Source organism: Streptococcus sp. SCPM-O-B-15304 (M98) (assembly GCF_058200215.1).
The window spans coordinates 46,324-62,786 of sequence record NZ_JBYQGQ010000006.1 but is presented as its reverse complement, the minus strand read 5'-3'; the positions used below and the strand labels follow the sequence as shown (position 1 = coordinate 62,786).

Below are 16,463 nucleotides of genomic sequence, written 5' to 3'. Positions count from 1 at the left end.
GAAAATCAACAATCTCAATTTGTTAATAACTTTAAAAATAAAAAAAGGAGTTTTTATAATGAAAAACTGGAAAAAATATGCTTTTGCATCTGCTAGCCTTGTCGCTTTAGCTGCTAGCCTTGCTGCTTGTGGAAACCTTAAAGGAAACAACCAAAAAGCTGCTGAATCATCGTCATCAGGTGATACAACTGTTATCAAAATGTACCAAATCGGTGACAAACCAGATAACTTGGATGAATTGCTAGAAAATGCAAACAAAATCATCGGAGAAAAAGTTGGCGCTAAATTGGATATCCAATACCTTGGTTGGGGTGACTACAGCAAGAAAATGTCAGTTATCACTTCATCAGGTGAAAACTATGATATCGCCTTTGCAGATAACTATGTCGTAAACGCTCAAAAAGGTGCTTATGCTGACTTGACAGAATTGTACAAGAAAGAAGGAGCTGACCTTTACAAAGCTCTTGACCCAGCTTACATCAAAGGTAACACTGTAAACGGTAAAATCTATGCAGTTCCAGTTGCAGCTAACGTTGCATCTTCACAAAACTTTGCTTTCAACGGCCCACTTCTTGAAAAATATGGAATCGATATCTCAGGTGTAACTTCATACGAAACACTTGAACCAGTCTTGAAACAAATCAAAGAAAAAGCTCCAGATGTAATGCCATTCGCTGTTGGTAAAAACTTTATTCCATCAGAAAACTTTGACTACCCAGTTGCAAATGGACTTCCATTCGTCATCGACCTTGAAGGCGACACTACTAAGATCGTTAACCGTTACGAAGTGCCTCGTTTCGTAGAACACTTGAAGACTCTTCACAAATTCTATGAAGCAGGATACATTCCAAAAGACGTAGCAACAAGCGAAACTTCATATGACCTTACTCAAGATACTTGGTTTGCTCGCGAAGAAACAGTAGGACCAGCTGACTACGGTAGCAGCTTGCTTTCTCGTGTTGCTAACAGAAACATCCAAATCAAACCATTTACTAACTTCATCAAGAAAAACCAAACAACTCAAGTTGCTAACTTTGTAATTTCTAACAACTCTAAGAACAAAGAAAAAGCAATGGAAGTGTTGAACCTCTTGAACACTAACCCAGAACTCTTGAACGGACTTGTTTATGGACCAGAAGGCAAGAACTGGGAGAAAGTTGCAGGTAAAGAAAATCGTGTTAAAGTCCTTGATGGATACAAAGGAAACACTCACATGTCAGGATGGAACACTGGTAACAACTGGATTCTTTACATCAACGAAAACGTAACAGATGAGCAAATTGCACAATCTAAGAAAGACTTGGAAACTGCAAAAGAATCTCCAGCGCTTGGATTCATCTTTAACACTGACAATGTGAAATCTGAAATCTCAGCTATCACTAACACTATGCAACAATTCGATACAGCTATCAACACTGGTACTGTAGACCCAGAAAAAGCTATTCCAGAATTGATGGAAAAACTTAAATCTGAAGGTGCTTACCAAAAAGTATTGGATGAAATGCAAAAACAATACGACGAATTCTTGAAAAGCAAAAAATCATAAGATAGATTGATTTCGTGTATTCATTCCTAAAAAGAGCGATCACTGCCTTGTCTAGAGCCTTCTAGATAAGGTGGTGATTCTTTTTATAATAAATACATATAATTATTTGTATTTTGTTCAGAGTTTTGCTCTTACATTTAACATTGGTTATAGACATATGAAAAAATACCATCTTATACTCAATGAAAATCAAAGAGCAAACTAGGAAGCTAGCCGCAGGCTGTACTTGAGTACGGCAAGGTGAAGCTGACGTGGTTTGAATTTGATTTTCGAAGAGTATTATTTTCAAAACTAGTGCAATCTTATCCTACTTATTTTTCGTATATGGGCTTTCTCAGTTGACTCTTGTTATCCAAAACTATTGGAAATTTTCTTCTCAGATTGGCAATTTTTTCTGGATTCGAAATCTTATCAGTCTTGCCTTTATTGGCATTATGATAGGTATTTTAGTCAAGACAGGACATGGATATCTTTTTGTTATTCCAAAGAAAAAATGGCTTTGGTATACAGTTTTGACGATTCTCGTAACTGTACTTTCCATATCTTTTAATTTTCAAACTGCGAGACATGTACAATCAACTTCTGAAGGGTGGGCTGTACTAATCGGCTATAGCGGGACAAATTTTGCTGAGTTGGGTCTCTACTTGACCTTATTTTTCCTAGGTCCTCTGATGGAAGAGTTGATATATAGGGGCTTGTTCCAACATGCCTTTTTTAAAGATTCGAAATTTGGGCTTGACCTGATTCTTCCTTCGGTTTTGTTTGCTCTTCCTCACGTTTCAAGCTTTCCCAATTTTCTAGATATTCTTGTTTTTTCGTCATTTGGAGTGTTTTGTGCGGGTTTAATTCGTTATACCAAGAGTATCTATCCTGGCTATGCAGTCCATGTGATTAATAATATCGTAGCTACCTTACCATTTTTGTTAACCTTTCTTCATCGAATATTTAGCTGAAACAAGATCTGAAACTGGGTCTTGTTTTCATTTTTCGGTCAAATAAATTGCATTCGCTTTCTTGGGAGAGTATACTGGTATAGTTGAATGAAAAATTCTGATAATTTAATCTTAGAAAAGAGAAGCAAATGTCAAAAGATATTCGAGTTTTACTTTACTATAAATATGTTCCAATCGAAAACGCGGAACAATTTGCTGCAGACCACTTGGCTTTCTGTAAGTCAATCGGCCTCAAGGGCCGTATCCTAGTTGCTGACGAAGGGATCAACGGAACTGTTTCTGGTGACTATGAGACTACGCAAAAATATATGGACTATGTCCACAGCCTTCCAGGTATGGAAGACCTTTGGTTCAAGATTGACGAAGAAAGTGAGCAAGCCTTCAAGAAGATGTTTGTTCGCTACAAAAAGGAAATTGTTCACCTTGGTTTAGAGGATGATAACTTTGATAACGACATCAATCCTCTTGAAACAACAGGTGCTTACTTGTCTCCAAAGGAATTTAAAGAAGCTCTTCTAGACGAAGATACAGTTGTCCTTGATACTCGTAATGACTATGAGTACGACCTTGGACACTTCCGTGGGGCTATTCGTCCAGACATCCGCAACTTCCGCGAGTTGCCACAATGGGTCCGTGATAACAAAGAAAAATTTATGGACAAGCGTGTCGTTGTTTACTGTACAGGTGGAGTCCGTTGTGAGAAATTCTCAGGTTGGATGGTCCGTGAAGGCTACAAAGATGTCGGTCAATTGCACGGCGGAATTGCAACTTATGGGAAAGATCCAGAAGTTCAAGGGGAACTTTGGGATGGGAAAATGTATGTCTTTGACGAACGTATTGCAGTCGATGTCAATCATGTCAATCCAACCATTGTAGGGAAAGATTGGTTTGATGGCACACCATGTGAACGATATGTCAACTGTGGTAATCCTTTCTGTAACCGCCGTATCTTGGCATCAGAAGAGAATGAAGACAAGTATCTCCGTGGCTGTTCGCACGAGTGCCGTGTTCACCCACGTAATCGCTATGTTTTGGAACATGAATTGACACAAGATCAAGTCATCGAGCGTTTAGCAGCGATTGGTGAGAACTTGGATCATTCTGAAGTTGTATAAAAGTAGGACAGTCCTGACGGGCTGTTTTTCTATGCTTTTGACCAAAAAATCTTAAATTTGTTTCTGCATCTTTCAGGAAAATGGTGTATACTATATGTAAACGATTTCAAAGGAGACCATTTATGGTGAAAACATTTTTTATTCCAAATAAACAAAGTATTTTAGGACAACAGGAGATTTTAACAGCTAAGTCAGTCTTGGCCCTAGTAGATGGCTTAGAGTCACATAGTTATGATGCTGTCTATCTCCGTCAACCACTTAATCGCCTTGAGTATATCGAGTGTGGAATCGTAGGCAAGTCTCAATTTCTCTTTAAAGTTCGTTATGCAGATGCTCAAAAAGGCTACCAAGTAATCATTCCTGACTTGATTACAAGAGCTGACTGGGAGATTGTAGAAGCTCTCTTACAAGCCTTGTCTAGCAAGGTTGGTGAAGCAGTTGAAGGTTTGTCAGACTTTGACTTGGAAGACTATTTCCGAGAAACTGTTAAAAACTATCTAGCGGATAAGGCTGCTCATTTGGCCTTCTGCCAAGGAATTCTATCAACTATTTACTTTGATAAGAAGGACTTAGAAAGCTTCTTGGAAGAAGATGGAGTGGCACGTTTTGAAGCATTAGTCAAAAAGGTTCAAGAGTCAGATGCCTACCCTGCAAGTGCAAAATTCTACCCAGATAGTGAAGGTAAGATCCACGGCATCTATCACCTGGCTCAAGGGGTTAAGACAATTTTGCCCAAAGGTCCTGTTGTTCCCGTGCCTTATGTTGAGCAGTTGGCTGGCAAGGAACTTATCTGGGAGATTGACTTGGTGAAAATATCTGGAGATGGTTCTAAGCCTGAAGACTACGAAGCAGTAGCTAGACTGGATTACCAAGCCTTTTTAGAAGCTCTTCCAAAGGAACTTTGTCAGGATTTGGATGCCAACCAAGTAGAGGTAGGACCAGTTTCAGGAGAGGATTTTGAAGCCTTAGCAAATAGATAAAAAAGAAATTTGGGGTAAAAGTCCAAATATAAAGTTAAAAAGCGAACAAGATTAGTTTTCTGATTATCAGAATTCTGTCTTGTTCGCTTTTTTTATTTCTAAAATTTTATAGTAATAATTCCCTAAAACTAAAATCTTTCTATCTCGCTACCTTTATCTTACATAAAAGCTAGGATTCGTAGATATTCAAAAACCAGAGTCATTTCTGCTAGGAAGAAGAGAAATAGGATACCACCGTTAACTAGAAATGCCAAGAGAAGGCGATAGAAGGGATCAGTTTGGCTATCTTTACTTGGTCTTGAGATGGTATAGAGGTTGGCAAGAAGTACCAGACCAATGCTAATGAGGCAGAGAAGAGCCGCAAAGCGTAGACTATTAAAGAAGGCAAAGAAACTGGCAATACCTGTGAGCAGGAGAGGAAGGGCGAAGAGTTTGCTGTACTCTTGCAAGGATTTTTCCAGTGTCCAGTCATTGTCCTGATTGACAAAACGTTTAACCACGAATCCACCCATAAGGATAGAAAAGAAGAATAAACTTGTCGCTACCAAGATGGAGAAGATAGAAAAGAGATTCAGTGAAGGGAACTGCTCGCTGACATGAGAGTTGATAGCCGCCATATGGCCGTAGTAGTTATGCTTGATATGATAAATCGCACAGAAGAAACTAAGAGCAGAAAAGATAGTCAGCAGGGCAAAGGCATTATAACTATGTTTTTTATCTGTATCAATGCTTGTTGTCGGTTCTTTAAGGGCACCTTGTAGCCAAAACCAAAGATCAGCCAGTTCTTCTTTGAATACTGCGAATAGCGCTGTTTTGGTAGATACAGAATCTGGTAAAAACGGGCTTTCCAAAGATTGACTTTTCTGAGAAGCTTCTTTAATAGGTTCTTCTGACTCGTCTATCTTTTCTGATTTTTCAGCGATCTCTTCAGTCTCTACAGTTTCCTCACTAGTTTCCTTATCTTCTGGATTGGTATGAGGATTTTCTTGAGGATTTTCCTCAACTACTGGCGCCTCTTCTCTTGTCTCTGAATCTTCTTCAAGGAGAACTGAGTCGGATGGGCTATCTTTTTTATCATTGTTGGCTGTTTTTTCGAAATCAGCACTTTCAAACCATTCTTGAGTCATAATAGACCTCCCTTTTTTGATTAATTTTTGAGTAGTAACTACTAGTTGTCTTTATTCATGATTTCTATAAGAAAGCAAGCAATCTTATTATGGGAAATAGATACTTTGATTAGATTTTGCGACGAGGAGATCTTGCGTATCTTTTTTTTCTGTTTTGTAAGGGTTCGCTAATGCTTCACCTTTACTACCTCCCGTAGGTATGTCACGTCTGTCTCGATGCCAACGATAGATATCACCATGTTCAGCAGAAAATTCAAGATTGATTCGATCAAGTTCCTTCTGAGATAACTCGAGTGAGATATCTTTTCTTGCCTCGAATTCCACTCGACCATGCACTTGGATATCGTCTGCCTTGATATGTTCATGGTCTGCTTGAATGCGGCTATCTGTTAGACTGGTTTCAAATACATTGACAATTCCAACTGTGATTAGTTGGCTATTTTTAATCTCGCTATCAGTGATACGAAGGAGATATCCATTTGACAGAATCTTGGCATTGCTGAGTTTTGCATTAGCAATTGAAAGGATACGATGGTTTACCTGGGCAGTTAGATTTTTTAAGTCTTTTCCTCTTGGTAATGAGAGAACAACTTCATCATTGCGACTAGAAATTCCGCTTGCGATATAGAGAATACCCTCGATACTAGAACCTATAGAGCGACGTGTAGTTGACTTGGTGTCAGTTATTTCAAGACTTTTCTCTTTGATAGAGTGTTGAAGATTTTCTTTTTCAGAGATGGTTGGATGATACTGGATGTGAATCTTATCATCGCTTGACTCCGTAATGACGAGCGAATGTTCTGTTAGTGAAATGTTTAGATTTTCAATATCTTGATCAAAAACGAGTTCTTCCATTCGACTTTCAAATACTGGATTTTGAGACATTGCAAGGAGGCTTCTGACACCATCTGTTTGGATCCCGATGATCATCATGGAAAAACCAATGATACTAGTAACAACACCAAAGATAAGAAATCCTTTTGTCCATTTACGCATGTCTTTCACCTCTCTTTCCTCTATTAAGAATCCATTGGATAAGTCGAAGGACTAGTAATCCAAAGAAACGGGTCACATAGGAAGTTGCTAGCAAGACTAGGGATGAAGCTCCGATAGCTAGTAAACCTCCACCAAAAATCAGAATAAAAGCAGATGTCGATTCCGCCAGAATGTAGAAGCTTTCAAATAGGAGAACAGCTCCGAGAACCATTCCAGCTGCTGATACAGCAAAGAAGGCTATAAGTACGCTGACAGCAGCGATAAAAATCCCGATGATAGCCATGAGAAGACCAATTCCGACCGGAATTCCGATAGGAGCTGCAAGAAGGGCTAGTAGAGCGATGCGTAAAATATGGCGGTCGTTCTTGCTGGAATTTTCTTCGTTGATTTTCTTATCAAGAAGTGTAGTCAGGACATCATGGGCAGCTTCTTTTGGACTTCCCAGGCTAGCGATAAGCTCCTCCTCACCTTCTGGCCCAGCATCATCAAAGAGTTCTTTGAAGTAGTCCATGGCTTCGATACGATCAGATTGAGGCAGCTTCATCAGATAGGCTTCAAGCTGATTCAAATATTCAGTTCTTGTCATGGCGAATGCTCCCTTCTATGATGCCGTTGATAGTGTCAGTGTAGAGTGTCCATTCTTCTCGAAGGACAAAGAGTTGCTCCTCTCCGATTTCTGTCAAGGAGTAGTATTTGCGCATCCGACCTTGGTATTCGCGAGAGTATGTAGTCAGATAGCGGTTGGTATCCAGTTTTTTCAAGATGGGGTAGAGGGTAGATTCCTTGATTTTGGCAATGAGTTTAATGGTTTGGCTAATCTCATAACCATAGGAATCCCCTTGTTCTAGGATGGCCAAGATGAGAAATTCAATCAAGGCCGATGATGTTGGAAAATACATGGGGCACCTCCTTTTTTAGTATGTAAAAATTTTATATATAATTATTCTACACATACATCATACATCTAAATGTAAGCCTTGTCAAGCAATATGTGTAAAATTTTTATATATAAAAAATCTCCTAGTAAAAACTAGAAGATTAGAGGCTGTTTTGCATTACTTTGAGGCAATGCTTATCTGCAATCCTCATCATAAATGGGCGGAAGATAAAAATACTTGTCTTCAATCTTGATTTTGGCACAGAGGATGCCGTTTTGATAGACATATCCGTTAAATGGAGGATAGCTATCCAAGTTTTCTAGGATATTCTCAGGCAAAGATCTGAAATTGTAATCCCTCAGAGCCCCAGAACCAATCAATCTTTCAGTTCGATAAGCCTTGATTTCTTTTTCATATTTTTTGAGAAATGCCTCTCGTTTGCTTTCAAAGAGATCCAAATCTCCGTCATCTAACTCGTAATAGCGTTCGTAACCAGCAATCCAAGAAATATAAACACACAGTAAAGATTTTTCTATCTCAGGAGAGTAGCCAATTGTAAAGTAATTTTCTTTGTCGACCTGCCGATTTTCTACTGTGATAGTCTGTATAAAGTTAGTCATGATAATCTCCGTTTCAGGAATGAACTAGAAAGGCTTCTCATTTAAAAATCCTTTAGCTCATCAAAGATTTCTATAAATTTTTCTTTGTCCATTCCTAAATCTTTAGGTAGTAAATCTAAGATCTCGACCAGGGCATCATAGATATCCTCTCTCTCGATTGTTTCAATAAAACAGTTACGTTTGTCCATTTTATTGAAACCTTGAGTATACTCTCTTATGAGGGCTTCTATGTGTTTTATAGTGTCCTCGTTGGGGTTTTCTAGAAGCTTTCTAACACTTGCTCTAGTCTTTCTATATAGAGAGGCTGCTTTTTTTGCGTTTGCGGTTGAAATATTCTCTTGTCCATCCCATGAGCGAAATGGATTATCTAGGTTTTGGGCTAGCCATTCAGCTTTCCTCGGTTTTGTTATCCAAAGATTCAGTCCTTTGTCCTGCAGTTTTTTATAATATTTTTTGGCTACTTTAGCTGCATCTTCTGGTAAGCTACTCATCCAAAACATGCTTAATTGAGGTAAATCTGCTGGTTTTGGGATATCCTCTGCAGTAAAGCCAAACAAATCAACGGTTGAAAAATTGATTAACTCTTTTAACTCTGATAATTTATGGAAATTAAGAATATGACCAGGTTTCCCCCACAATCTCAATTCCCTAAGATTTGGATAGTTATTCAAGATTTGTGCAAAGTCTATTTCGAGGATGTTAGAACAATGGATGGCTCCCAAATCCTTTAATCCCAGCACCTTGGGTAGAGAGTTGTCAAGGTGTAATCGTAAGCTGGCTCCATGGTTTTTTACAAGTATCTGACAATTGTCGCTCATGTCTCCTAATAAGAGTAGCTCCTCCAAATCATCATTCAATCTAAGTTCCTCTACACCTGTCAAATCAATGGAAAGTCGATGTATGGATGTCTTAGAAAAATCCAGTTTTGTTTGTCCATGATTTTCAAGAACTAGTTCTGTAATAAAAGGAGTCGACTGTAAATATTCATATATATTTTTATGCCATTTAGTTAATTCTAACTTAGATAAACAAGGGAAGACCTTTAATTCTAATGCGTCTTCAAAAGGCGTCCACTCGTCATTAATATTGTGTTTAGAAATACGGTAGTCATTCCCTGCAAATGAAACCTTTTCCTTGCTTTTATCTGCTTTCTTAAATAAATCTCTTTTTTCTTTTGGGATTTCTTGCCATTTCAGTTGCCTATAAATATCGTAACCATTCCCCCAAAACATAGCATATGTGTTTGTGCTTTCGGTTGTTAATGGTGTTGTATTCCCGATAAAAATATAATTTGACGGTACATGAATATCAACATTACTCAGATGCAAGCCTCTATCCCAGTACATAAAATCTATATAGAGTGGCTTCAAAGAAGCTAGCTCTTCTTCTGTAAGAGGTTGATCTCCTGACCAGTCTAATGACAACAGGACAGCCTGAGGCTTTTTCTCTCCCTCTTCTATCTTGGTTATCTGACAAGCTATGTATTTTTTTAGATGGGTATTGTAAACACAGTAGACGTCCCCTGCTTTTGCTAGCATAAAAATTTCTCCTTAAATGTTACTACATTTTCAATAGTCTTTTTAGACTTTTAAACAAATACTTGTTTGTAATTGAGTTAAAACAAGTAAAGTTCTTTAAGATTTTATTTTAGGTAGATTTCTGGTTTCTCAATGACTGAGCCATCCTTCAATTTTGGGAGTTGAAGGATTTTATGATGCAAAAGGTTAACCTCCTTGGAAGGTTTGATTGTTAGATATTCTAGCTTTATCAGATTAATGATTGAAGTTGCGTCCTTACTTTTTAGGATACCAGTAAAAAAGTTGAAATAGCGTAACTATGGTATATCATTTAAAAAGTTAGAGGAATCTACATGGATGTTTTTAGGGGCAAAACAATCCCCTTCAATTGAAAGAGTTTCGACTTCTTTGAGAGATAAATTGTAAAGTTGTTTCCATCATGATCTTCTTTATCAAATTTAAACGATAAATCTTCCTAGGTATATTATAGCATGTTTTAGCTTAACGAAAGTCTTGTGAGGAGGCCTTTCAAACCTTTTTAAAAGAAAAAAGCCAGACAGATGTCTAGCTTGAAAAGTGAGTTTATTGTAGTAAATTCTAAAATTTTTTAAAGGATTTTATCCGCTCGATCCACCATAAAGAGGGCGATTGTCATGATGATATCAATTACTAGAAGAATCAGTACCGCTGGAACCCAAGACTGGAACATGTTAAAACTGTAACCAAAGAGAGTTGGTCCAAAGGCCGCTAGAATGTAACCACCAGTCTGGGCAAGACCAGATAATTGGGCCGTCTTTTCAGGAGAGCTGGTTTTGATGGAGAAGCAAACCATGAGGTAAGGGAAAAGAGCGCTACAGGCAGTACCAATCAAGAGATGGGCAAACAACCAATACAAGAAACTGTTGCTCGGGTATAGAAGCATGGCAATTCCTAACATACCAGCCAGAGAGATGACTGTTAACATGATTTGACGGTGACGATTTGACAAACGCGTTGTTAAACTTGGAATGGTCATGGAGAAGGGAATGCTAATTAGTGAAAAGATAGAAGCCAGAAGTCCGGCATCCGTATGAGCTAGCCCTGCACTGATGGCCATGGTTGGTAACCAGGTCATGCTGGTATAGAAGAGTAGGGACTGAAGTCCACCGAAGACAATAATAGCCCAAACTTGCTTGCTTTTTAGGATATTCTCTTTTTCTTTTTTCTCTTCATGCCCTTCTAGAAAATGATTGTGGCCATGGTTGGGGAACCAGACCAATAAGGTTAGCAGGCAGACCATGGACAGGCAGAGAATCAGCCCCTTCCAAGATGTTGCCTGAGTAATGGGTACAGAGAGGTAGGAAGCTAGTGCTGTCGCGATTCCCATAGTCGTAACATAAACCGTTGTCAGGAAGCTAATCTTTTGTGGGTAGTTTGCCTGAATCATACTAGGAAGAAGTACGTTAAAAATAGCGACACTTGCTCCGATGAGTAAGGTTCCCAGATAGAGAAGGGGAAGATTGAAGATACGAATCACTGAACCGACGGTTAAGACGAGGAGACTATAGGTGAAAAGATGCTCAAGTCCAATTTTTTGAGCCAAACGTGTCGCAAAAGAGGAGAAAAGAGCAAACATCAGGAGAGGAAGGCTGGTCAAAACCCCAAGTGAGCTGACCTCAACTCCTAAACCTTGAGCAATATCTCCCAAAACAGTTGGTAAGGCCGTAAAAGGAGCTCTTAAGACCGCTCCGATTAAGATAATTCCTAGAATAAAAAAGAGTGATCGTTTTTTCATGTGAACCTCAATAAACTGATTTTGATAACAGCTTATTTTAAGGCTTTTTCCAATAGATGTCAAGATGGTGTGAGAAAATCCGCTCCTTAGTTGAGCGAAATCATGGGGGAAAAAGAAGGATAGATTTACTAGTTTTTTTCTGGGATTCAAATAAAAATAGGAAAGTCTGGGAATTTGTGATAAAATAGTGAAAGAAAATCTATACATTGGAGAACTGCTGTGTCTGAAAATCGGAAATTTAGTGTCTTGATGTCAGTCTATATCAAAGAAAATCCTACCTTTCTAGAAGAAGCGGTAGAGAGTATCTTACATCAAACGCTTAAGCCTAGTGAAGTGGTTATCGTTGAAGACGGTCCATTGACACCTGAACTATATCAAGTTTTGGATAAATTGACAGCACAGTCAAGTATTCCAATTAAACGTTGTCCACTTGAACAAAACCGTGGCCTGGGCTTGGCACTACAGTATGGTGTTTTGCAGTGCCAGTATGACATCATTGCCCGTATGGATACTGATGATATCGCTGTTGAAGATCGTTTTGAACAGCAGTTTGACTTGATGGAAAAGGAAAACTTGGACTTGCTAGGTGGTCATATCGCAGAATTCATCGATCAACCTGATGAAATTGTTTCTTACCGTCGTGTGCCGACTAAGCACGAAGAGATTATCGCCTACCAACGTATGAGAAGTGCCTTTAATCATATGACGGTTATGTTTAAAAAAGAGATGGTTCTCAAGGCAGGTAACTATGAAGATGGGCTCTATATGGAAGACGATTTGCTCTGGCTTAATATGATTAGTGCTGGTGCTCGGACTGGGAATGTGGATCAGATTCTTTGTAAGGTACGCGTGGGAGCAGGGATGTTTGAACGCCGTGGTGGCCTTCGCTATCTTAAACTCTATCGCCAGGCACGTCAAAGAATGCACGCGCGTGGACAGATTTCTTATGGTGAATATCTGAAAAGTGTTTTAATCCAAGTTGTCGTTGCCCTATGTCCAGGCTTTGTCCGACAGTTTATCTTTTTAAAACTATTGAGAAAAAGTAAATAGCTAATTAGTTTTAAAAAATGTCTTGTAATTACTAGAAAATGTGATTTTGTGTAGGAGGATACCATTCACATGAATAAAAAAATGACAGATTATGTAATTGATCTGGTTGAAGTATTAAATAAACAACAGAAACAAGTCTTTTGGGGGATTTTTGATGCTGCCAGCATGATTTCCTCAATTATTGTTTCTTATATCTTGTTTTATGGACTGATCAATCCAGCTCCTGTGGACTATGTCATCTATACAAGCTTGACCTTCCTTTTCTATCAAATCATGATTGGATTCTGGGGGCTCAATGCTAGCATTAGTCGTTATAGCAAAATCACAGACTTTATGAAGATATTCATTGGAGTAAGTGTCAGCAGTGTCTTGTCCTATCTCCTTTGCTATGCCTTCTTGCCACTATTCTCTGTGCGTTTCATCGTTCTCTTTATCTTGCTCAGCACCTTCTTGATCTTGCTCCCACGTATTACTTGGCAGTTGATCTATTCAAGACGCAAAAAGGGTGATGGAGAAGGGGAACATCGTCGTACCTTCTTGATTGGTGCGGGAGACGGTGGAGCTCTCTTTATGAACAGCTACCAACATCCTACGAGTGATCTTGAGTTAGTGGGTATTTTGGATAATGATGAAAAGAAAAAAGGTCAAAAACTAGGTGGAATCCCAGTCTTAGGATCTTATGAACAGTTGCCAGAACTCTCTAAACGTCATCAGATTGAAAAAGTTATCGTTGCGATTCCTTCTCTCGATCCATCAGAGTATGAGCGTATCCTAAAAATGTGTAACCAACTTGGCTTGAAGTGTTATAAGATGCCCAAGATTGAGTCAGTTGTACAAGGATTGCATCCTCAGGTAGGTGGTTTCCAAAAAATCGATATTACGGACCTTTTGGGACGTAAAGAAATTCAACTAGATGAGTCACGCCTAGGCTCAGAAATTACTGGAAAAACTATCTTGGTGACAGGTGCAGGAGGTTCTATCGGGTCTGAGATTTGCCGTCAGGTTAGTCGCTTTAATCCAGAGCGCGTGGTTCTCTTGGGGCATGGGGAAAACTCTATTTATCTGATCTATCATGAATTGATTCGTAGCTTCCAAGGAATTGACTATGTTCCTGTGATTGCAGACATCCAAGACTACGATCGCTTACTTCAAGTATTTGAGCAGTACCAACCAGCCATTGTTTACCACGCTGCTGCCCATAAGCACGTGCCAATGATGGAACGTAATCCAAAAGAAGCCTTTAAAAATAATATCCTTGGAACTTACAATGTTGCCAAGGCAGTTGACGCCGCTAAGGTACCGAAGATGGTTATGATTTCGACCGATAAGGCCGTTAATCCACCAAACGTAATGGGAGCTACCAAGCGTGTGGCAGAGTTGATTGTTACAGGATTCAACCAACGTAGTCAGTCTACCTATTGTGCGGTTCGTTTTGGGAATGTTCTTGGTAGCCGTGGTAGTGTGATTCCAGTATTTGAGCGTCAGATTGCAGAGGGTGGTCCAGTGACTGTGACGGACTTCCGTATGACTCGGTACTTTATGACCATTCCAGAAGCTAGCCGTTTGGTGATCCATGCAGGAGCTTATGCTAAAGATGGAGAAGTCTTTATCCTTGATATGGGCAAACCAGTTAAGATTTATGATTTGGCCAAGAAAATGGTTCTTCTCAGCGGACGTACTGAAAATGAAATTCCGATTGTAGAAGTGGGGATTCGTCCAGGTGAGAAACTCTATGAGGAGTTGTTGGTATCTACTGAATTAGTTGATAATCAAGTCATGGATAAGATTTTTGTTGGTAAGGTTAATGTCATGCCACTTGAAGTCATCAATCAAAAGATTGAAGAATTCCGTGCCTTGCAAGGTTCAGAGTTGAAGCAAGCTATTATCGGTTTTGCAAACGAAACAACTCACATTCATTAAAAAAGAAAAAAGGTATGATTCCTAGCTTCATGTTAGAGGTGAGTGGAATTATACCTTTTCTTGATAACTGCTACTCCTTTACCAATTTTTAAACAAACTTGTCATTGTTGAACATTTATGGTAAACTAAATTTATACTATTTGAAAATCAAAGTAAATGAGGTCTGCATCGTTTGACTGTACTTAGATATGGTTTATAACGAACTTTCTAATTTGCTCTTTCATTTTCATTTCGTATGAATTAAAAAAATAGGGAGTAACTTATGATTAACGCATATAAGAATTTCTTTAAAGGTTATGTAGATTTTACAGGCCGTTCAACACGCTCAGAGTATTGGTGGATTTGGCTAGGAAATATGATTCTCCTTGTCCCTTTTTACTCAGTATATTTTAAGGCACTAGCAAATCCAAGAAATGAGGCGGCTCTTATGGCCTTGGGTGGAATTGCTATTATCTATATGATCTTCGGTATAGCACTTTTCTTACCTGGACTTGCATTGACAGTTCGTCGACTACGTGATGCTGGTTTCCACTGGGCTCTAATCTTTATCATTTTTATTCCCATGGTTGGACCTCTTGCTCTTTTAGTTTTGTTAGCTATGCCAACGAAACAAGTAGAAGTAGTGACCATCAATGAAACTGAAGAAGTTGTAGAAGTTTCACCATTCGAAGAATCAGACAAAAACTAAGAAGTTCAGGTTTTACAAGTGAAACTGTTTTAGAGTTTTCTTTATATTGTTAAGTAAATATCTAACACTCCCATATCTAAAAATAGATTTGGGAGTGTTTTAGAACAATGAGGCTACTTTATAGTATACAGTTGTTAAAAAGGAGAAATATCTTGTTTAGGGCTTATATAAATTTTTTAAAAGGTTATGTAGATTTTGTAGGACGCTCAACACGTCCAGAGTATTGGTGGGTTTGGCTGATGAATCATATCTTGTTCCTCCCCCTGTATATCCTTATCTTCAATAAAGAAATAAACCAAGGTCCTTCTCTGAACTTTACTTTAGTTATATTGGTTGTCAGTATTTATGCCATTTTGGCTCTACTCCTTTTGTTGCCTACTTTAGCGTTAAAGATTCGCCGTTTGCGTGATGGAGGTTTCCACTGGGCCTTTATCTTCCTTCACTTTGTTCCAATGGTTGGACGTTTTGCTCTATTAGTTCTGCTAGCCATGCCAAGTAAGGAAGTAGAAATAGTAACAATCAATAGACCTAAAGAAGTTGAAAGCGAAGAAGTTTCCCCTTTTGAATAATTGGACGAATACGGGGAATGTCATTCTCCTCATTATGATCAGACAAAAAGCTCCCAAACCTAACTTTTAGGCTGGGAGTCTTTTGTTTAACGTTTTAATTGTAGATGGTGTAAAATGTCTGTTGGGTGGTGAGCAATCCAGTCAGGATTATAGCCCATGAGGTCTTTCTCCTCACCGAATCCCCAAGTAACTGCTAGTTTTTTTAAGCCAGTTTCTTTGGCACCAATCATATCAAACTTGGTATCTCCAATAATAACGACTGTTTCTGGCTCCAAGTTATGAGTTGTCAAAGCTTGACGGATGACATCTGCCTTGTGTAGTGCTTGAGGGTTTGAACCATAAATGCCATCAAAGAAGTGGTCAATCCCAAAATTGCTAGTCATGTCAACTGCGGTTGGTGTATTCTTCGTAGTAGTGATATAAAGAGGATAATGCTCAGCTAGTTCTACAAGTAAATCTTTGATATGTGGAAAGAGTTGGGCTTCGTACACACCCTTTTCCTTATAATAAGAACGATAGAGCTGGATGGCTTCCTCTATCTGCTCAGCTGGCAAACAACTAGCAAAGCTGGTTTCTAGTGGGGGCCCCATAAAACCTCGAATGGTTTTGGCACCAGGACTAGAAACTCCAAGTTGGTCAAAGGTATAGGTGAAACCATTATGGATACCGATAGAACTATCAACTAGCGTTCCATCTAAGTCAAAAAAGATAGCAGATATAGATGACATTG

General features: G+C 38.8%; 16 protein-coding genes. 8 read left to right on the top strand and 8 right to left on the bottom strand.

The annotated features are described in order from the left end of the window. Window positions 1–58 precede the first annotated feature (58 nt). The 4 genes from AC3E7H_RS05140 (at window position 59) to AC3E7H_RS05125 (ending at window position 4,594) form a co-directional block, all read left to right on the top strand. A complete protein-coding gene (locus tag AC3E7H_RS05140) occupies window positions 59–1,546 on the top strand; it encodes an ABC transporter substrate-binding protein (protein ID WP_075228422.1) in 1,488 nt (495 codons plus the stop codon). Window positions 1,547–1,824: 278 nt separating this feature from the next. Further along, window positions 1,825–2,499, top strand: coding sequence for a CPBP family intramembrane glutamic endopeptidase (locus tag AC3E7H_RS05135; RefSeq protein WP_075228421.1), 675 nt, complete (start codon window positions 1,825–1,827; stop codon window positions 2,497–2,499). A gap of 128 nt (window positions 2,500–2,627) precedes the next feature. Further along, complete coding sequence (gene trhO, locus AC3E7H_RS05130; protein ID WP_075228420.1) at window positions 2,628–3,614, top strand: oxygen-dependent tRNA uridine(34) hydroxylase TrhO; 987 nt, start codon at window positions 2,628–2,630, stop codon at window positions 3,612–3,614. 122 nt (window positions 3,615–3,736) lie between these two features. Then, window positions 3,737–4,594, top strand: a complete 858-nt coding sequence (locus AC3E7H_RS05125) for a DUF4299 family protein (RefSeq protein WP_000241129.1) — start codon at window positions 3,737–3,739, stop codon at window positions 4,592–4,594. A gap of 158 nt (window positions 4,595–4,752) precedes the next feature. Here the strand turns inward: AC3E7H_RS05125 and AC3E7H_RS05120 are convergent, their stop codons facing one another. From AC3E7H_RS05120 to AC3E7H_RS05090, 7 genes are all read right to left on the bottom strand, one after another. Next, a complete protein-coding gene (locus tag AC3E7H_RS05120) occupies window positions 4,753–5,721 on the bottom strand; it encodes a DUF6574 domain-containing protein (protein WP_000191314.1) in 969 nt (322 codons plus the stop codon). A gap of 87 nt (window positions 5,722–5,808) precedes the next feature. After that, window positions 5,809–6,717, bottom strand: a complete 909-nt coding sequence (locus AC3E7H_RS05115) for a DUF4097 family beta strand repeat-containing protein (RefSeq protein WP_001233681.1) — start codon at window positions 6,715–6,717, stop codon at window positions 5,809–5,811. Then, window positions 6,710–7,303, bottom strand: coding sequence for a DUF1700 domain-containing protein (locus tag AC3E7H_RS05110; protein ID WP_000198673.1), 594 nt, complete (start codon window positions 7,301–7,303; stop codon window positions 6,710–6,712). The genes AC3E7H_RS05115 and AC3E7H_RS05110 overlap by 8 nt, the downstream gene beginning before the upstream one ends. Beyond that, window positions 7,290–7,616, bottom strand: coding sequence for a PadR family transcriptional regulator (locus AC3E7H_RS05105; RefSeq protein WP_000273853.1), 327 nt, complete (start codon window positions 7,614–7,616; stop codon window positions 7,290–7,292). The genes AC3E7H_RS05110 and AC3E7H_RS05105 overlap by 14 nt, the downstream gene beginning before the upstream one ends. Window positions 7,617–7,789: 173 nt before the next feature. Then, the gene (locus tag AC3E7H_RS05100) at window positions 7,790–8,215 is read right to left on the bottom strand and encodes a hypothetical protein (RefSeq protein WP_075228419.1); all 426 of its coding nucleotides are present in this window, start codon (window positions 8,213–8,215) and stop codon (window positions 7,790–7,792) included. A gap of 41 nt (window positions 8,216–8,256) precedes the next feature. Beyond that, window positions 8,257–9,753, bottom strand: a complete 1,497-nt coding sequence (locus tag AC3E7H_RS05095) for a hypothetical protein (RefSeq protein WP_000879815.1) — start codon at window positions 9,751–9,753, stop codon at window positions 8,257–8,259. 586 nt (window positions 9,754–10,339) lie between these two features. Next, window positions 10,340–11,506, bottom strand: a complete 1,167-nt coding sequence (locus AC3E7H_RS05090) for a CynX/NimT family MFS transporter (RefSeq protein WP_000747392.1) — start codon at window positions 11,504–11,506, stop codon at window positions 10,340–10,342. 219 nt (window positions 11,507–11,725) lie between these two features. Between AC3E7H_RS05090 and AC3E7H_RS05085 the strand changes: the two genes are divergently transcribed. The 4 genes from AC3E7H_RS05085 to AC3E7H_RS05070 all read left to right on the top strand — a co-directional run bounded on the left by AC3E7H_RS05085 (window position 11,726) and on the right by AC3E7H_RS05070 (window position 15,733). Continuing rightward, a complete protein-coding gene (locus AC3E7H_RS05085; protein ID WP_001293884.1) occupies window positions 11,726–12,556 on the top strand; it encodes a glycosyltransferase in 831 nt (276 codons plus the stop codon). A 69-nt stretch (window positions 12,557–12,625) separates the two neighbouring features. After that, complete coding sequence (locus AC3E7H_RS05080; RefSeq protein WP_001035795.1) at window positions 12,626–14,476, top strand: polysaccharide biosynthesis protein; 1,851 nt, start codon at window positions 12,626–12,628, stop codon at window positions 14,474–14,476. A 262-nt stretch (window positions 14,477–14,738) separates the two neighbouring features. Next, window positions 14,739–15,164, top strand: a complete 426-nt coding sequence (locus tag AC3E7H_RS05075) for a DUF805 domain-containing protein (protein ID WP_301559918.1) — start codon at window positions 14,739–14,741, stop codon at window positions 15,162–15,164. Window positions 15,165–15,316: 152 nt separating this feature from the next. Beyond that, window positions 15,317–15,733 (top strand): DUF805 domain-containing protein, encoded by a 417-nt coding sequence (locus AC3E7H_RS05070; RefSeq protein ID WP_049504842.1) that lies wholly within the window; start codon window positions 15,317–15,319, stop codon window positions 15,731–15,733. 86 nt (window positions 15,734–15,819) lie between these two features. On the opposite strand, the gene AC3E7H_RS05065 is transcribed toward AC3E7H_RS05070, so the two are convergent. Beyond that, the gene (locus tag AC3E7H_RS05065; RefSeq protein ID WP_301393370.1) at window positions 15,820–16,461 is read right to left on the bottom strand and encodes an HAD hydrolase-like protein; all 642 of its coding nucleotides are present in this window, start codon (window positions 16,459–16,461) and stop codon (window positions 15,820–15,822) included. Window positions 16,462–16,463 lie beyond the last annotated feature (2 nt).